A 15,936-nucleotide genomic window follows, 5' to 3' on the forward strand; every position below is an offset into this window, starting at 1 on the left:
GTTCGATTCTGGGTATCAGCACCATTTTCAAGCAGTACAAGCTTTTGCCTGACGGCAATAGCGCCGTGGAACCACCTGATCCCATGCCGAACTCAGAAGTGAAACGCGGTAGCGCCGATGGTAGTGTGGCATTCGCCATGCGAGAGTAGGACACTGTCAGGCACCTATTCAGAAGAGGCCTCCCATACGGGAGGCCTTTTTGCATTTCTGTCCTCCCGCCTCAATTCCCTGCTTCTATTTCAGTAAAAATGCTGGGCTATCAAGGGATTGCTCGTTACTCTTTAGCCGTTGCCCGATGAACACGTGATGCTGCCTGCGAGGTATTGATGGCTACGTTGAAGGAAATTGCACAGGAGGCGGGGGTATCGCTTGCTACCGTATCCCGTGTGCTGAACGAGGATCCCAGCCTGAGCGTCAAGGACGAGACCAGGCAGAAGATCTTCGAGATTGCCGAGCGGCTGGAGTACAAGACCAGCAGCGCCCGCAAAGGGGTGCACAAGAGCAAGCTGCAGCTCCTGGCTGTCTACGCCTATCCCCAGAGCACCGAGGTCAACGATCCCTATTACCTCGCCATCCGCTATGGCATCGAGACCCAGTGCACCCGCCTCAACATCGAGTTGACCCACTGCTACAACGGTGCCGAGGGGCGTGAGCTCTCTGCCGTCGATGGCATCCTGGTCATCGGCCATCTGCCGGAAGAACGGCTGGCCGTGCTGCGCGGCCTGTCTGCCCAGCTGGTGTTCGTGGATTGCCGCTCTCAGGGCGATTTTGACTCGATTGATGTGGATCTGGCACTCATCAGCCAGCAGGTAGTGGACTTCTTCATCGCCGAGGGCCATCAGCGCATCGGCTATATCGGTGGCCAGGATGATGGCCCGGATCTGCGGGAACTCGCCTTTCGCGATTATGGCCAGCGGCTTGGGGTGGTGCAGGAGAGCGACCTCTATCGCGGGGATTTCTCCAGCGCTTCCGGCTACCAGTTGGCGAAGGAGATGCTGGCGGGAGATTGGCCCAGGGCACTGTTTGTCGCCTCCGACTCCATCGCCATCGGTGTGCTGCGTGCCATCCATGAGAAGGGACTGGCGATTCCCCAGCAGATCGAGCTTATCAGCGTCAACGATATTCCGACCGCCAAGTTCACCTTCCCGCCGCTCTCCACGGTGCGGATCCACTCCGAGTTGATGGGCTCCCAGGGGGTCAACCTGCTGGTTGAACGGCTGCGTGACGAGCGGGATATCCCGCTGCGGGTGCTGGTACCGAGCAAATTGACTCTGCGCGGCACTACACGGCAACTTTAGTAAAACACCTATGTTTTTAGTCGCGCCATCTTGCGGTGGCGCAACACATCTCCCAAGCAAATCTCTTTCCCATCTCTTCCAGCAAACTCATATCATATTGTTTTATAATTGATTTAATTACAGTTCAGCCTACTGCTATCAACATCCATGCCACTCATTCATATCTTGCTCTCCTTTATCTCCCGCTTCTGATCTCGCTCACAAAACCATCTGTTCATTGTGATCAGGTTAAAACTTTACCTATCCAGAACTAATATTTAGTAAATGTTTATCTAGAGTTTACCCAGTTAACGTTGCCTTGTTCCGGGAGGACATGTGAATAACTGGGAAAACGTCCAATTCGTTGGTGAAAACAGGCTGGCTCCGCGCGCCTACTTCTTCTCTTATGCCGACCACGGGCTGGCGGCCACCATGCAGCGCGAGCTGAGCCGCCGTTTTCTGAGCCTGAGCGGCCAGTGGCAGTTCCACTACTTCGACCATCCCCTGCAGGTGCCGGAGGCCTTCTATCACAGCCCCATGAGCGAGTGGGGCCAGATCACCGTGCCCAACATGTGGCAGATGGAAGGGCATGGCAATCTGCAGTACACCGACGAGGGTTTTCCCTTCCCCATCGACGTGCCCTTCGTGCCGACCAACAACCCCACCGGCGCCTATCAGCGCAGCTTCACGCTGAGCCCGGCCTGGGACGGCGAGCAGGTGATCATCAAGTTTGACGGGGTGGAGACCTACTTCGAGGTCTATGTGAACGGCCACTACGTCGGCTGCAGCAAGGGGAGCCGACTCACCGCCGAGTTTGATATCAGCGCCTACACCAAGGTTGGCGAGAACCTGCTGTCGGTGCGGGTGATGCAGTGGGCGGACTCCACCTACATCGAAGATCAGGACATGTGGTGGATGGCGGGGATCTTCCGCGATGTCTACCTGGTGGGCAAACCTGCCGCCCATGTGCAGGACTTCTTCATTCAGACCGCGCTGGCCGATGACAACCAGAGCGCCACCCTGAGCTGCGATATCCAGCTCGAAAACCTGGGGGAGTCGGCCCGAGATCACCGTCTGGTCTGGTCCCTGCTGGATCAGGGCAGCGAGATCGCCAGCGACTCGCTCGACCAACTCGCCATCGATGGCAAGTGTGATTGCCGCTTCACGCTGGATCTGGCCAACCCCCATCTGTGGAGCGCCGAAGATCCTTACCTCTATCAGCTGCAACTCTCCCTCTACAACGGTCAGGGCGAGCTGCTGGAAGTGATCCCGCAGCGAGTCGGGGTGCGTGAAATCAAGGTCAAAGATGGTCTCTTCTACGTCAACGGCCACTACCTCAAGCTGCACGGGGTGAACCGTCACGACAACGACCACCTCAAGAGCCGTGCGGTCGGCATGGACCGTGTTGAGCGCGATATCGTGCTGATGAAGCAGCACAACCTCAACTCGGTGCGCACCGCCCACTACCCGAACGACCCGCGTTTCTACGAGCTGTGCGACCAGTACGGTCTGTTCGTGATGGCGGAGACCGACGTGGAGACCCACGGTTTTGCCAACGTCGGCGATCTCAGCCGCATCACCGACGATCCCTTCTGGGAGCCGGTGTTCGTGGATCGCATCGAGCGCCATGTGCACGCCCAGAAGAACCACCCCTCCATCATCATCTGGTCGCTGGGCAACGAGTCCGGCTACGGCTGCAACATCAGAGCCATGTACCAGCGCTGCAAGGGGATCGACCCGACCCGGCTGGTGCACTACGAAGAAGATCGAGACGCCGAGGTGGTGGATGTGGTGAGCACCATGTATTCCCGCGTCTCCCAGATGAACTGCTTCGGCGAGTTCCCGATGGAGAAGCCACGGATCCTCTGCGAATACGCCCACGCCATGGGCAACGGCCCGGGTGGCCTGAGCGAATATCAGCAGGTGTTCGACCGCCATCCTCACATTCAGGGCCACTACATCTGGGAGTGGTGCGATCACGGCATTCTGGATCAGGACGAGCAGGGCCGCCCGGTCTACAAGTACGGCGGCGACTACGGCGACTACCCCAACAACTACAACTTCTGCATGGATGGCCTCATCTACCCGGATCAGACCCCGGGGCCTGGCCTGCGCGAGTACAAGCAGGTGATCTGCCCGGTCAAGGTGCGGGCGCTGGATTTGGCGAGCGGCAAGCTGGCGGTGGAAAACCGCTACTGGTTCTCCACTCTCGACGATATCCGCCTGCTGGTCGAAGTGAAGGCTGAGGGCGAGCTGCTGGCCAGCCAGCAAATCCGGCTGGAAGGGGTGGCCCCCGGTGCCACCACCGAGTTGCAGCTCGAACTGCCATCCCTCGATGGGCGGGAAACCTTCGTCCAGCTGCGGGTCATCAAGGCCAGTGCGACCCGCTACAGCGCGGCGGAGCACGAGCTGGGCCAGTACCAGTTCCAGCTGAAAGAGTCGACTCGCCAGCTGCAGCCCTTTGCCAACCCCAACGCCACTCCGTTGCAGATTGCCGATGAGCGCCTCGCGCTGACCTTGAGCGGCAGCGGCTTTGCCCTGCGCTTCTCGCGCCTCGACGGCAAGCTGGTGAGCTGGCAGCAGGATGGTATCGAACTCATCGAGCGAGCCCCACGCCTCACCTTCTTCAAGCCGATGATCGACAACCACAAGCAGGAGTACGAGAGCCTGTGGCACCCGAACCACCTGCAGATCATGCAGGAGCACTTCCGCACCCTGAGCTGGCGTCAGCTGGGCGAGGCGGTCGAGGTGACGGTTGAGAGTCTGATCGCGCCGCCGGTGTTCGACTTCGGCATGCGCTGCCGCTACGTCTACACCCTGAGCCCGAACGGCCAGTTGCACGTGGCACTGTCCGGCCAGCCCTACGGCGGTTATGACGACATCATCCCCAAGATCGGCTTCGAGCTGGGCATTCGTCAGGATCTCGACCGGTTGCACTACTACGGCATGGGGCCGGGCGAGAACTATCAGGACAGCCGCCAGAGCAACTGGATCGACAGCTTCCAGAGCACAGTCAGCGAGATGTGGGAGCACTACCCCTTCCCGCAGGACAACGGCAACCGCCAGCAGGTGCGCTGGGCGACCCTGACCAACCGTCACGGCGCCGGTCTCTACGTGCGACCCGATGCCCCCATCAACCTGAGCGTCTGGCCCTACAGCTGGGAGCATATCCACGCGGCGCAGCACATCAACGAGCTGGAGCCCTGCGGTTATCTCACCCTCAATCTGGATCACAAGGTGCTGGGGCTGGGTTCCAACTCCTGGGGCTCCGAGGTGCTGGACTCCTGGCGGGTGCGCTTCGAGCCGTTCAGCTTCGGCCTGACCCTGCTGCCCATCGCCCGCGGCAACCTCAATCCGGCTGCGCTGGCCGGGCTCGATCTCACCATCAACGGCGGGAGGAACCTCGCATGATCACCCTGGACAACCTGACCCTGTTCAAAAACATCTACCGGGAGGGCAAAAAGTGGGGCCGCTGCGTGGAGGCCATCAACAACCTGCCGAACCTCAAACCCGGCATCTGCCACTCCATCGGTGACTCCCTCACCTATCGCTTGCAGGAGGGGGCCAGCCCGGCCACCTCCCTGTTCGAGGGGCAGCGCCGCTACTTCGACGTCCATTACTACCTGGAAGGGGAAGAGACGGTGGAGTGGGCAGCCAAGAGCGAGCTGGCGGTCGAGCAGGCCTATGACGACACCACAGACCGCGAGTGGCTGGCTGGCGAGGTGCGTGAGCGCCAGCAGGTGGGTAATGGGCAGGTAGTGATCTTCGAGAACGACGAGGCCTACCGATTCGTCGGCGACGGGCCGGTGCGCAAGGTGATCATCAAGGTCACCGTCGAAGGCGGCTACTTCAAAAACAAATAACAAGCCGCCGGTTCTGCACTGACAAAAGCCGGAAGGGCGGGGCTCACCCTACAAATCATGCCCCGCCCTTTCGCGGCAATAATTACAGGTCTGGAGATGCACCATGTCTGATTCCAAACGCAATACGATAGGCAAGTTTGGTCTGCTGTCGCTCACCTTCGCGGCGGTATTCAGCTTCAACAATGTCATCAACAACAACATCGAAATCGGTCTGGCCTCGGCCCCGATGTTCTTTCTGGCCACCATTTTTTACTTCATTCCGTTTTGCCTGATCATTGCGGAATTTGTGTCACTGAACAAAAACTCCGAAGCGGGGGTGTATGCCTGGGTGAAGAGTTCCCTCGGTGGGCGCTGGGCCTTTATCTCCGTCTACACCTACTGGTTCGTGAACCTGTTCTTCTTCACCTCCTTGCTGCCGCGGGTCATCGCCTACGCCTCCTATGCCTTCCTCGGCTACGAGTACATTCTCACCCCGGTGGCGACCACGGCCTTGAGCATGGTGCTGTTCGCCTTTGCCACTTACGTTTCCACCAACGGTGCCAAGATGCTGGGTCCCATCACCTCGGTGACCTCGTCCCTGATGCTGCTGCTGACCCTCTCCTACATCCTGCTGGCAGGTGCGGCACTGGTGGGCGGCGTGCAACCGGCTGACCCCATCACGGTAGAGGCCATGGTCCCCGATTTCAGCTGGGCCTTCCTCGGCATCACCACCTGGATCTTTATGGCAGCCGGTGGCGCCGAGTCGGTGGCGGTCTACGTCAATGACGTGAAGGGCGGCTCCAAGTCCTTCGTCAAGGTGATCATCATCGCCGGGATCTTTATCGGGGTGCTCTACTCCATCGCATCGCTGTTGATCAACGTATTCGTCCACAGCGACACCCTGAAATATACCGGCGGCTCGGTGCAGGTGTTTGAAGGGCTGGCGGCCTACTTCGGCCTGCCGGAGATCCTGATGAACCGCTTCGTGGGTCTGGTCTCCTTCACCGCCATGTTCGGCTCCCTGCTGATGTGGACGGCGACCCCGGTGAAGATCTTCTTCTCCGAGATCCCGGCCGGCATCTTCGGCAAGAAAACCGTCGAGCTGAACGAGAACGGCGTGCCCGCCCGGGCAGCCTGGATCCAGTACCTCATCGTGCTGCCGCTGATGGTGATCCCGACTCTGGGCTCCAACACAGCGCAGGATCTGATGAACACCGTCATCAACATGACCGCCGCCGCTTCCATGCTGCCGCCGCTGTTCATCATGCTGGCCTACCTCAATCTGCGTCTGAAGCTCGATCACCTGCCGCGGGAGTTCAGGATGGGTTCGCGCACCACCGGCATCGCCGTGGTCTCGGTGCTGATCGCCCTCTTCTCGGTGGGCTTCCTCGCCTCCACCTTCCCGACCGGTGCCGACATCATGACCATCATCTTCTACAACGTCGGCGGGATCGTGATCTTCCTCGGCTTCGCCTGGTGGAAATACAACCGATACGAGGCCTCCCTCAGCGCCGAAGCGCGTGCCAAAGAGGCCCAGCCGACAGCGCAGGTCGTCATCCAGCCGTCATGACCCCATCAAACCGGGTGGCCGTTGGCCACCCGCAAACCGTTGAACCAGAAAAGGAAAAGTGCATGAGCGAGACGATCGAGTTTGCCGAATTCAAACGGGTCGAGATGAAGGTGGGCAAGGTGCTGGAGGTGGTGCGCCACCCCGGGGCCGACAAACTCTACATCGTCCAGATCGACGTGGGTGGCGAGCGGCCGCTGCAGACCGTCACCAGTCTGGTGCCTTACTACAGCGAAGAGGAGCTGATGGGCAGCGAGGTGGTGGTACTGACCAACCTCAAGCCCACCAAAATGCGCGGTGAGCGATCCGAGTGCATGTTGCTGTGCGCCGAGACCCCGGACGAGAGCCAGAGCGTGCTGTTGCAACCGCGGGTGCCGATGGCGCCGGGCACTCCGATCGTCTGAATGGTATTGCGAGCCGGTGCGGGAGATTGCACCGGTTCACCAAGAAGGCCGTCCACGCGGCCCGATCATAACAAGAGAGTAAAGGGCAGGGTCGACAGACCCTTGCCGAACACATCGCAGAGTCACAGCGTTACCCGCAGGGAGCGCGAGTCCACTGGAGGACACCATGTCTGAATCCGTACGCGGCACCATAGGCAAGTTTGCCCTGTTGTCGATGACCTTTGCCGCCGTGTTCAACGTGCGCAACATCGTCAACAACAACATCGAGCTGGGGCTCAGCTCCGCCCCCATCTTCCTGCTGGCGACCATCGTCTACTTCATCCCGTTTGTTTTCATCATCGCTGAGTTCGTCTCGGCCAACAAAAACTCCGAGTCGGGGATGTATGACTGGCTGAAAAAGCCGCTCGGCACCCGGATGGCCTATCTGGGCTCGTTTCTCTACTGGTTCGTGAATCTGTTCTGGTTCGTCTCCCTGCTGCCCAACGTCATCGCCTACGCCTCCTACGCCATGCTGGGCTATGAGTACAGCTTCTCGCCCATGGTCACCTCGATCATCTCCATCGTGCTGTTTGCGGCGGCGACCCACATCTCCACCAAGGGGGCGAGCTGGCTCGGCAAGATTGCCGAGATCGTGGCCTACGGGGTATTTGCCCTGTTCGCCATCTATGTGCTGGGGGCCCTGATGGCTCTGAGTGGGGATCATGTGCCGGCCCAGCCCATCACCCTGGAGGCGATGACTCCCACCGTCAACTGGGCGACGCTGGGCATCATGTGCTGGATCTTCCAGGCGGCGGGCGGTGCCGAGACGGCAGCGGCCTACCTCAATGACGTGAAGGGCGGTCAGAAGTCCTTCATCAAGGTGATCATCAGCGCGGGTATCGTCATCGGTGCCATGTATGCGGTCGGTTCCCTGCTGGTGAACGTGTTCGTGCCGCGCGAGAGCCTCACCTATGCCGGCGGTATGGTGGAGATCTTCACCGGCATGGCGCAGTATTTCGGTCTCTCCGAGGCGCTGGTGGGCCGCTTCGTCGGCGTGGTGCTGTTCATCGCCATGTTCGGCTCCATGATGATGTGGACCTCGGCGCCGGTGAAGATCCACTTCTCCGAGATCCCGCAGGGGGTTTACGGCGAGAAGACCACCCAGCTCAACGAGCACGGCGTGCCGGTACGCGCAGCCTGGTGGCAGTTTGCCTTCGTGTTCGCGATGCTGGTGGTCAACGGCTTCGGCTCCGAGTCGGTGCAGCAGATGATGAACACCGCCATCAACCTCACCGCCGGCACCGCCATGTTGCCGCCGATCTTCATCATGGTGGCCTACTTCGTGTTCCGCTGGAAACATGACGACACCCCGCGCGAGTTTCGCATGGGATCGCGCACCTTCGGGATGGGGGTGGTGTCGGTGCTGATCGCCATCTTCGTGGTGAGCATGAGCGCCTCCGCCTTCCCGGCCGGGGTGGATCTGGTGCGCGCCTTCTTCATCAACGTCTTCATGACCGCGGTCTTCTCGGCGCTGGCCTACTGGTGGATCTCCCGCTTCGAGAAGCGGCAGGCCCGCAAGTCAGGTGGCAACGAGAAGAAAGCGGGCAGCGACACCCTGGCCAGCCAGCGCTGACCGGCATGTGGCAAACAGGAGACGGGCGACCAGGGTCGCCCGTTTTTTATTGGCCGGATCCGGGGCCGGAGGGGCAAAATCGTTTAGTTTTGCTGTGAGAATGTGCGTTATCGTTTAACAAAATGAAACAAATGAAGCTGCCGCTCAACTTTGCACCACAGGGTGTTCGGGGTAAGCTTGTCCCTTCGTATCCGGGGTCGCAGTCTGATGACGCCTTCCCCGTGCCATGTCGTCCCCATCCCGTGCGGGACGCGCTTTCTCTGGAGACTCCCCGTGCGTCTGGATCCTTTTACCTCTGTGCTGATTGCCGTGGTGGCCCTGGCCTCCTTCTTCCCCTGCGAGGGGCAGGTAGCCGTCTGGTTCGGTCTGCTGACCAAGCTGGCGGTGGCGCTCTTGTTCTTCATGCATGGCGCCAAGCTGTCGCGCCAGAACCTGCTGGCGGGCCTCGGCCACTGGCGGCTGCACCTGGTGGTGATGGCCAGCACCTTCCTGCTCTTCCCGCTGCTGGGGCTGCTGCTCACGCCGCTGGTGCCCCAGTGGCTGAGCCCGGCCATCTACCTCGGTTTCCTCTACCTCTGTGCCCTGCCCGCCACCGTGCAGTCGGCCATCGCCTTCACCTCCATGGCGGGGGGCAATGTGTCGGCGGCGGTGTGCAGCGCCTCGGCTTCCAGCATCCTCGGCATCTTCCTCTCGCCGGTGCTGGTGGGGCTGATGATCAATGTGCAGGGGGAGGGGGTCGATACCTGGCACTCCATTCAGGCCATCATGGTGCAGCTGATGCTGCCCTTCGTGGTGGGCCACCTGTCACGCCCCCTCATCGGTGGCTGGGTCGACAGCCACCGGCCGCTCATCGGCAAGCTGGATCAGAGCTCCATCCTGCTGGTGGTCTATGTGGCCTTCAGCGAGGCGGTGGTGCAGGGGATCTGGCACCAGGTCGGCTGGTACGATCTCGCCAGCATCGTGCTGCTGAGTTGCGTGCTGCTGGCCCTGGTGCTGGGGTGGAACGTCTGGATCAGCCGTCGCCTCGGTTTCAACAGGGCGGACGAGATCACCATCGTCTTCTGCGGCTCCAAGAAGAGCCTGGCCAACGGGGTGCCCATGGCCAACGTCATGTTCCCCGCCGCCAGCGTCGGGGTCATGGTGCTGCCCCTGATGATCTTCCACCAGATCCAGCTGATGGTGTGCGCCGTGCTGGCCCGCCGCTACCACGAGCAGGAGGCCCTGCCCCAGGTACAGGAGGGGTAAGCGGTCCGGATAAAGAAGAGGGAGGCCATGGGCCTCCCTCTTTCGTTTGCCGCGTCGTCAGCGTTTGCGCCAGACGGTGAGCTGGGCCACCGTGTGCTGGTACTTGCGGGCGGTCTCGCGGATGACGAAGGGGACGTCCCTCGGGGGCATGTGTTCCTCGAACTCCTCCGCCAGCAGCCGTTGCAGCGCCTGATAGGTGCCGAGGGCCTCGCCATTTTCCCGGATGCCGCCGAGCCAGTTGGCCTTGGGGGTGTAGTCGGTCAGCCAGGTGTAGGGGCTGGTGAGCACCAGCAGGCCGCCGCTGCGAAGGCGCGGAGCAATGTCCCGCAGGAAGCGGGCGGGCTCCCGCAGCCGGTCGATCAGGTTGGAGGCGAGCACCAGGTCGTAGTCGCCGTACTTGGGCTTGAGGTTGCAGGCATCCCCCTGGCTGAAGTGAACGCGCTCGGCCTGCTCGCGGCCGAGATCATGTCTGGAGAGGCGCGCCTCGCAATATTCCACCAGATCCCCTTCCACCGGCACCGCATAGCGGAAGCTGTCCTGTCTTGCCAGGGTCAGGGCCACGTCGATGAAGCGGGCCGAGTAGTCCACCCCGTCCACGTGGGCGAAGCGGCGAGCCAGTTCGAAGCTGGCGCGGCCGGTGGCGCAGCCGATATCCAGCGCCCGCTCATGGCGGCCGCAGAGCTCGCTGGCAAGACCGGCCAGAGCCTCGGCGTAGTTGGCGACCCCGAAGTGGCTCGGGCCGTACTGGAAGTCGAGATACTGGGCGACGAGCGTGTCGGTTTCATAAGGGTTCACGATGACGGGCTCCTGATGGCGCGAGACCAGGTAGCGGAAGCCCGCGTGCTGGAAGAAGTGGCGACGGAAGGCGTAGCGGGAGGATTTGAGCGCCTCGTTGCCGGTGCTGATCCAGCTCCCGCCCTTGATCAGGGTGTGCTTGCCGTCGAAGGTGGGGGTGGAGAAGTCGTCGTAGAGGGGATGCACCTTGAACCCCTCGAAGCCGTCGATGGCGGTGCTGGTCCACTGCCAGACGTTGCCCACCAGATCGAAGAAGCTGCCCTGCGGGCAGGCATCCACCGGACAGGACGACGCGAAGCGGGCCAGGTTGATGTTGCCGGGGGCCTCCATCCAGTCCGGCTGATCGCCGGCCAGTTGTTCCCGCAGCAGCATCCACTCCCCCTCGCTTGGCAACTGGACGGGCAGGCCGGTCTGATCCGCCTTCCAGCGGCAGAAGGCGGCGGCCTCCAGCTGGTTCACCTCCACCGGCCAGTCCCAGGGCATGGGGACCTGCTCGGTCATCAGCCGCAGTTGCAACTGCTCGGGTTCATTGGGATCGCCGACCCAGAAGGTAGGCATGCGGGCGTTGGCATACTGGCGCCAGCCCCGGCCCTCGTCGTCCCACCAGGCGGGCGCTTCATATCCGCCCGCCTGCACGAAGGCCAGGTACTCGGCGTTGCTCACCAGCATGCGGCTGGCCTGGAAGGGGGCCAGCTCGATGTGGCGCTCGCCGTATTCGTTGTCCCAGCCGTAGGTGGCATCCTGCTTGCCGAGTCGCACCTGGCCGCCGGCCACCGGCAGCAGGGTGTTGACGGGGACGGCGGCGAGATCGTGGCGCGCCTCGGGGCAGACCGGCCACTGGGGCTGGCTGCGCACCCAGGCCAGGGGCAGCTGGCGGATCAGCACGCTGGAGGTCTCGAGGTGGATGCGCTCGTGCTCTATCCCCATTAGGATGACCCAGGCCGGGCTCTGCCAATGGATGGGCAGCTCGATCGGCATCCGCTCGATGAAATCACACACCAGGGCGCGCACCCGGCCGCGGTAGTCGCGCAGCTCGCTGACGGCGGGCCAGTCGTAGTGGGTTTCGTCCAGATCGTCCCAGCTCATCTCGTCCACCCCGATGGCGACCAGGGCCTCGATGCGGGGGTCGATGCGACCCTCGATGAGACGGGCCGCCAGCAGCTTGTTGACGAAGAAGGCGGCGGTGTGGCCGTAGTAGAAGATGAGCGGGTGGCGCAGGGGGATCGCCTTGTTGAACCAGGCCCGCTCGTCGGCCAGGCAGTCGAACAGCGAGTCGTAGAGATCGAAGGTCTGGCAGAAGTAGGCGAGCAGCTCGCGGCGCTTGTGGTCGGGATCGTCGCCGGTCAGCAGCGGGGTGCGGGTGGGGGCAGGCAGGCCCGGATGGACGAATGAGTAGCTGGCTTGGGTCACGCTCTGACTCCTTGTTGATTCTGGCGGGTGAAGCAGCGATGGAGTGCTCTATACGCACCAGGTATCACTATTGGCTCAACGAACCGGGGCGGCAACCAAAAAAATGGGTCAACGCCCCCCTTCGGGTGTGGTCAGATTGACCAGATTGTGGTCTGAATGACTCTTTGCTGTGGGCCCATCGAGCCTCGAAATATTGAAATGGATAGATAAATCATGATGTTAGCCATATGGCACAGGGTTTGCTGATTGCTACTCACCTGCCGCGCCGTGTGGCAAAGAGGAAACGAGGAGTAGCGGGATGAAATGGATGCTGGGAGTGGTGCTGGCCCTGGGACTGACCGGATGCAGCTGGCAGGATGACGTCAAGGTGCGCGGGGAGGGGGCCGTGGTGGAGCAGCAGCATCCCCTTGGGCATGAGGTGACCCGGGTGCTGGCGGGCGTGCCCGCCAACCTGTACCTGGTGGCGGGAGAGAGCCACACCCTCAGGGTCAAGGGGGAGGCCAACCTGCTGCCCTATCTGGTACTCACCGAGCAGGGGGAGAAGCTGGAGATCGAGGTCAAGGATGGCTACCGGCTCGACCCCACCCAGCCGCTGGAGATCACCATCACCCTGCCGACGCTGCACGAGTTGGCACTGGCGGGGGTTGGCAACGGCGCCTTGCGCGACTTCAAGGGGGATGATCTGGTGCTCTCCCTGGCGGGCACGGGGGACATCGTCGCCAGCGGGCTGACGCTGGATCGGCTGGAAGGCAACATCGCCGGGCTGGGCAACCTGGATCTGGGGCAGGGCTCCGCCCGGGTGATGGCGCTGAACATCGCCGGCGCCGGTGGCGTCAAGGGGGCCGGGCTCGCCAGCGAGGAGGTCGAGGTGAGCATCGCCGGCAGTGGCGAGGTCGAGGTGCGGGCCCGGTCGCGGCTCAAGATAGAGATCGCCGGTGCCGGTGCGGTCAACTACTGGGGCAGCCCAGCGCTGACCAGCGAGATCGCGGGTTCGGGTCAGGTGAGCCGGTTGGGGAGCTGATCCCATCATCGCAACAATGAAAAAGGCCCCTCGGGGCCTTTTTTGCATGATGCGACATCGTGGGACGACACCTCACTCGAGGGGGAGTGCGAGGCCCAGATCGGCGTTCAGGCGCATCAGCAGCCACTGCATGCCGGCGAGGTGCTGGTGGTCATGGCTGACGAGCAGGCGCACCAGACCGTCCAGGGTCACCTCCCCATAGCCGCCATAGCGGGCGCGGCGCTGCCAGGCGTCGGACGGCACCGTCTTCAGCCATTCGACGGTCTGCAGGCGGGCGGTGCGAAAGCGGTCGAGCTGCGTGGCGGTATCCTGTCGGGGGTAATCATGGTCCAGCGCCAGCTGATAACCATCGAGGGAGGCGAGCTCCGGCAGGCTCTCCGCCAGGGTGCGACGAAACCGCACCTGATAGCCCAGCACCTCGATGTCCAGCAGGTGGCAGAGGTGCCCCCTGGCACTGAAACGCTCGGAGGGGATCCCGGCCCAGTTGGCGGGTTCCCAGTCCAGATGGCCGGTGGGGACCTGTGCCAGCAGTCGCTCGAACTGGTCCGGCATGGTCAGCAATGTGGTGAAGAGAGGCATCCTTGTCTCCTGTTTACGGGTGAATGGCCGCCCGCTGACGGGGCGGCCACGAGCGGGTCAGCCTCAGGCCGGTTTGCCCAGGTGGTTGGCGTGAAAGCGCAGGTGCGCCTCGATGAAGCTCGCCACGAAGTAATAGCTGTGGTCGTAGCCGGCATGGCGGTTGAGCGTCAGGGGCCACGCCCGGGTGGCGGCCACTTCGGCCAAGGTGTCGATGCCGAGCTGCTCCGCCAGGAAGGGGTCGTCCAGCCCCACGTCCACCAGGGTCGGCAGGGGCGGGCTGTCGTGGTGGCGCAGCAGTTGGCAGGCATCCCACTCCTGCCACAGCAGGGGGTTGTTGCCGAGGTAGGCGCCGAGGGCCTTCTGGCCCCAGGGGCAGCGGCTCGGGTGGCTGATGGGGCTGAAGGCCGACACCGAGCGGTAGCGACCCGGCTCGCGCAGGGCGGCGATGAGGGCGCCGTGGCCTCCCATGGAGTGGCCGCTGATGGCGCGCTTCGTCGAGACCGGGAAGTGGGTCTCGATGAGCTCGGGCAGCTCCCGGGTGACGTAATCGTACATCTGGTAGTGATCCCGCCAGGGGGTCTGGGTGGCGTTGACGTAGAAACCCGCCCCCATGCCGAGGTCATAGCCGGGATCGTCCGCCACCCCTTCACCGCGGGGGCTGGTGTCCGGCGCCACCAGAGCGATGCCGAGCTCGGCGGCGATGCGCTGGGCCCCGGCTTTTTGCATGAAGTTCTCGTCGGTGCAGGTGAGACCGGAGAGCCAGTAGAGCACCGGGACTTTCTGGCCGGTGAGGGCCTGGGGCGGCAGGTAGATGGCGAAGCGCATCTCGCACCCCAGCACATTGGAGCGGTGGCGATACTGCTTGTGCCAGCCGCCGAAGCTCTTGTTGCTGCTGATGATGTCCAGATTCATGTAAGGACTCCTTGCCCCGCCCATGCGATGGGCGGGGCGCTCATGGGATCAGTAGTGGATGACGGTGCGGATGCTCTTGCCTTCGTGCATCAGATCGAACGCCTCGTTGATCTGCTCAAGGGGCATGGTGTGGGTGATGAAGTCGTCCAGCTTGAACTCACCCTGCATGTAGCGCTGTACGTAGCTCGGCAGCTCGCTGCGACCGCGCACGCCCCCGAAGGCGCTGCCGCGCCACACCCGGCCGGTGACCAGCTGGAACGGACGGGTGCTGATCTCCTGGCCCGCACCGGCCACGCCGATGATGACGGATTCGCCCCAGCCCTTGTGGCAGCACTCCAGCGCCGCGCGCATCACCTTGACGTTGCCGATGCACTCGAAGGAGAAGTCGACGCCGCCGTCGGTCATCTCGACGATCACCTCCTGAATGGGCTTGTCGAAGTCGTTCGGGTTGATGCAGTCGGTGGCGCCCAGCTTGCGGGCCAGCTCGAATTTGCTCTCGTTGATGTCGATGGCGATGATGCGGCCGGCCTTGGCGAGGCGCGCGCCTATGATGGCGGAGAGGCCGATGCCCCCCAGCCCGAAGATGGCGACGCTCTCACCCTCTTTCACCTTGGCGGTGTTCATCACGGCGCCGATGCCGGTGGTGACGCCGCAGCCCAGCAGGCAGACCTCTTCCAGCGGGGCGGCCGGATCCACCTTGGCGATGGAGATTTCGGGCAGTACCGTGTATTCGCTGAAGGTGGAGGTGCCCATGTAGTGGTAGATGGGCTGGCCGTCCTTGGAGAAGCGGGTGGTGCCGTCCGGCATCAGCCCCTTGCCCTGGGTGGCGCGGATCTTCTGGCACAGGTTGGTCTTGCCGGATTTGCAGAACTTGCACTCGCCGCACTCGGGGGTGTAGAGCGGGATCACGTGATCGCCGACCTTGACGCTGGTGACGCCCTCGCCGACGGACTCGACGATACCGCCCCCTTCATGGCCCAGAATGCAGGGGAAGACCCCTTCCGGATCTTCACCGGAGAGGGTGAAGGCATCGGTGTGGCAGACGCCGGTCGCGACGATCCGCACCCGCACCTCGCCGGCCTGGGGCGGCATGACCTCGACCTCTTCGATGGAGAGGGGCTGACCCGGTCCCCAGGCGATGGCGGCTTTACACTTGATGCTCTGAACCTGTGCCATGAATGACGTCCTCGTAGTGGTTGGATGAACGGAAATGAGTTCGGAGATCCAGTGTAGTTTCCCGCCGATTTGGTGATAATAACGCTAAGTATCAAA

Annotated in this window: 12 protein-coding genes and 1 rRNA gene; 9 read left to right on the forward strand and 4 right to left on the reverse strand. The window is 62.5% G+C overall.

Annotated features, from left to right (window positions below; all coding sequences use genetic code 11):
* Positions 1 to 47: 47 nt before the first annotated feature.
* The 8 genes from rrf to BGO64_RS06755 all read left to right on the forward strand — a co-directional run bounded on the left by rrf (position 48) and on the right by BGO64_RS06755 (position 9,947).
* Positions 48 to 162: ribosomal RNA gene (gene rrf / locus BGO64_RS06720) — 5S ribosomal RNA — on the forward strand.
* 164 nt (positions 163 to 326) lie between these two features.
* The gene (gene ebgR / locus BGO64_RS06725) at positions 327 to 1,298 is read left to right on the forward strand and encodes a transcriptional regulator EbgR (protein ID WP_161653447.1); all 972 of its coding nucleotides are present in this window, start codon (positions 327 to 329) and stop codon (positions 1,296 to 1,298) included.
* 315 nt (positions 1,299 to 1,613) lie between these two features.
* Positions 1,614 to 4,688: a beta-galactosidase subunit alpha gene (gene ebgA, locus BGO64_RS06730; RefSeq protein WP_286700372.1), complete on the forward strand. Its 3,075-nt coding sequence runs from the start codon at positions 1,614 to 1,616 to the stop codon at positions 4,686 to 4,688.
* Positions 4,685 to 5,140 carry a beta-galactosidase subunit beta gene (locus tag BGO64_RS06735; RefSeq protein ID WP_043851543.1) on the forward strand — a complete coding sequence of 152 codons (456 nt, stop codon included), beginning with the start codon at positions 4,685 to 4,687 and terminating at the stop codon, positions 5,138 to 5,140. Before ebgA ends, BGO64_RS06735 begins: the two co-directional genes overlap by 4 nt.
* Before the next feature lie 103 nt (positions 5,141 to 5,243).
* A complete protein-coding gene (locus BGO64_RS06740) occupies positions 5,244 to 6,689 on the forward strand; it encodes an amino acid permease (protein ID WP_286700373.1) in 1,446 nt (481 codons plus the stop codon).
* Between the two features lie 62 nt (positions 6,690 to 6,751).
* The gene (locus BGO64_RS06745) at positions 6,752 to 7,090 is read left to right on the forward strand and encodes a tRNA-binding protein (RefSeq protein ID WP_005342042.1); all 339 of its coding nucleotides are present in this window, start codon (positions 6,752 to 6,754) and stop codon (positions 7,088 to 7,090) included.
* A gap of 166 nt (positions 7,091 to 7,256) precedes the next feature.
* Positions 7,257 to 8,702 carry an amino acid permease gene (locus BGO64_RS06750; RefSeq protein ID WP_268452156.1) on the forward strand — a complete coding sequence of 482 codons (1,446 nt, stop codon included), beginning with the start codon at positions 7,257 to 7,259 and terminating at the stop codon, positions 8,700 to 8,702.
* A 273-nt stretch (positions 8,703 to 8,975) separates the two neighbouring features.
* The gene (locus BGO64_RS06755; protein ID WP_139737202.1) at positions 8,976 to 9,947 is read left to right on the forward strand and encodes a bile acid:sodium symporter family protein; all 972 of its coding nucleotides are present in this window, start codon (positions 8,976 to 8,978) and stop codon (positions 9,945 to 9,947) included.
* Positions 9,948 to 10,004: 57 nt separating this feature from the next.
* Here the strand turns inward: BGO64_RS06755 and ovoA are convergent, their stop codons facing one another.
* Complete coding sequence (ovoA, locus tag BGO64_RS06760) at positions 10,005 to 12,152, reverse strand: 5-histidylcysteine sulfoxide synthase (RefSeq protein WP_286700374.1); 2,148 nt, start codon at positions 12,150 to 12,152, stop codon at positions 10,005 to 10,007.
* 298 nt (positions 12,153 to 12,450) lie between these two features.
* On the opposite strand from ovoA, the gene BGO64_RS06765 reads away from it, so the two are divergent.
* Positions 12,451 to 13,173 (forward strand): GIN domain-containing protein, encoded by a 723-nt coding sequence (locus BGO64_RS06765; protein WP_042864626.1) that lies wholly within the window; start codon positions 12,451 to 12,453, stop codon positions 13,171 to 13,173.
* Between the two features lie 72 nt (positions 13,174 to 13,245).
* Here BGO64_RS06765 and BGO64_RS06770 read toward each other — a convergent pair whose 3' ends face one another.
* The 3 genes from BGO64_RS06770 to BGO64_RS06780 all read right to left on the reverse strand — a co-directional run bounded on the left by BGO64_RS06770 (position 13,246) and on the right by BGO64_RS06780 (position 15,840).
* Positions 13,246 to 13,752 carry a DinB family protein gene (locus tag BGO64_RS06770; RefSeq protein WP_266110139.1) on the reverse strand — a complete coding sequence of 169 codons (507 nt, stop codon included), beginning with the start codon at positions 13,750 to 13,752 and terminating at the stop codon, positions 13,246 to 13,248.
* A gap of 63 nt (positions 13,753 to 13,815) precedes the next feature.
* A complete protein-coding gene (gene fghA, locus BGO64_RS06775) occupies positions 13,816 to 14,664 on the reverse strand; it encodes an S-formylglutathione hydrolase (RefSeq protein ID WP_201936085.1) in 849 nt (282 codons plus the stop codon).
* A 48-nt stretch (positions 14,665 to 14,712) separates the two neighbouring features.
* Positions 14,713 to 15,840, reverse strand: a complete 1,128-nt coding sequence (locus BGO64_RS06780; protein ID WP_041212135.1) for an S-(hydroxymethyl)glutathione dehydrogenase/class III alcohol dehydrogenase — start codon at positions 15,838 to 15,840, stop codon at positions 14,713 to 14,715.
* Between the last annotated feature and the right edge of the window lie 96 nt (positions 15,841 to 15,936).

Origin of the sequence: Aeromonas sp. 62-46 (genome assembly GCF_001898585.1) — a bacterium.
Taxonomy (GTDB): domain Bacteria; phylum Pseudomonadota; class Gammaproteobacteria; order Enterobacterales; family Aeromonadaceae; genus Aeromonas; species Aeromonas caviae.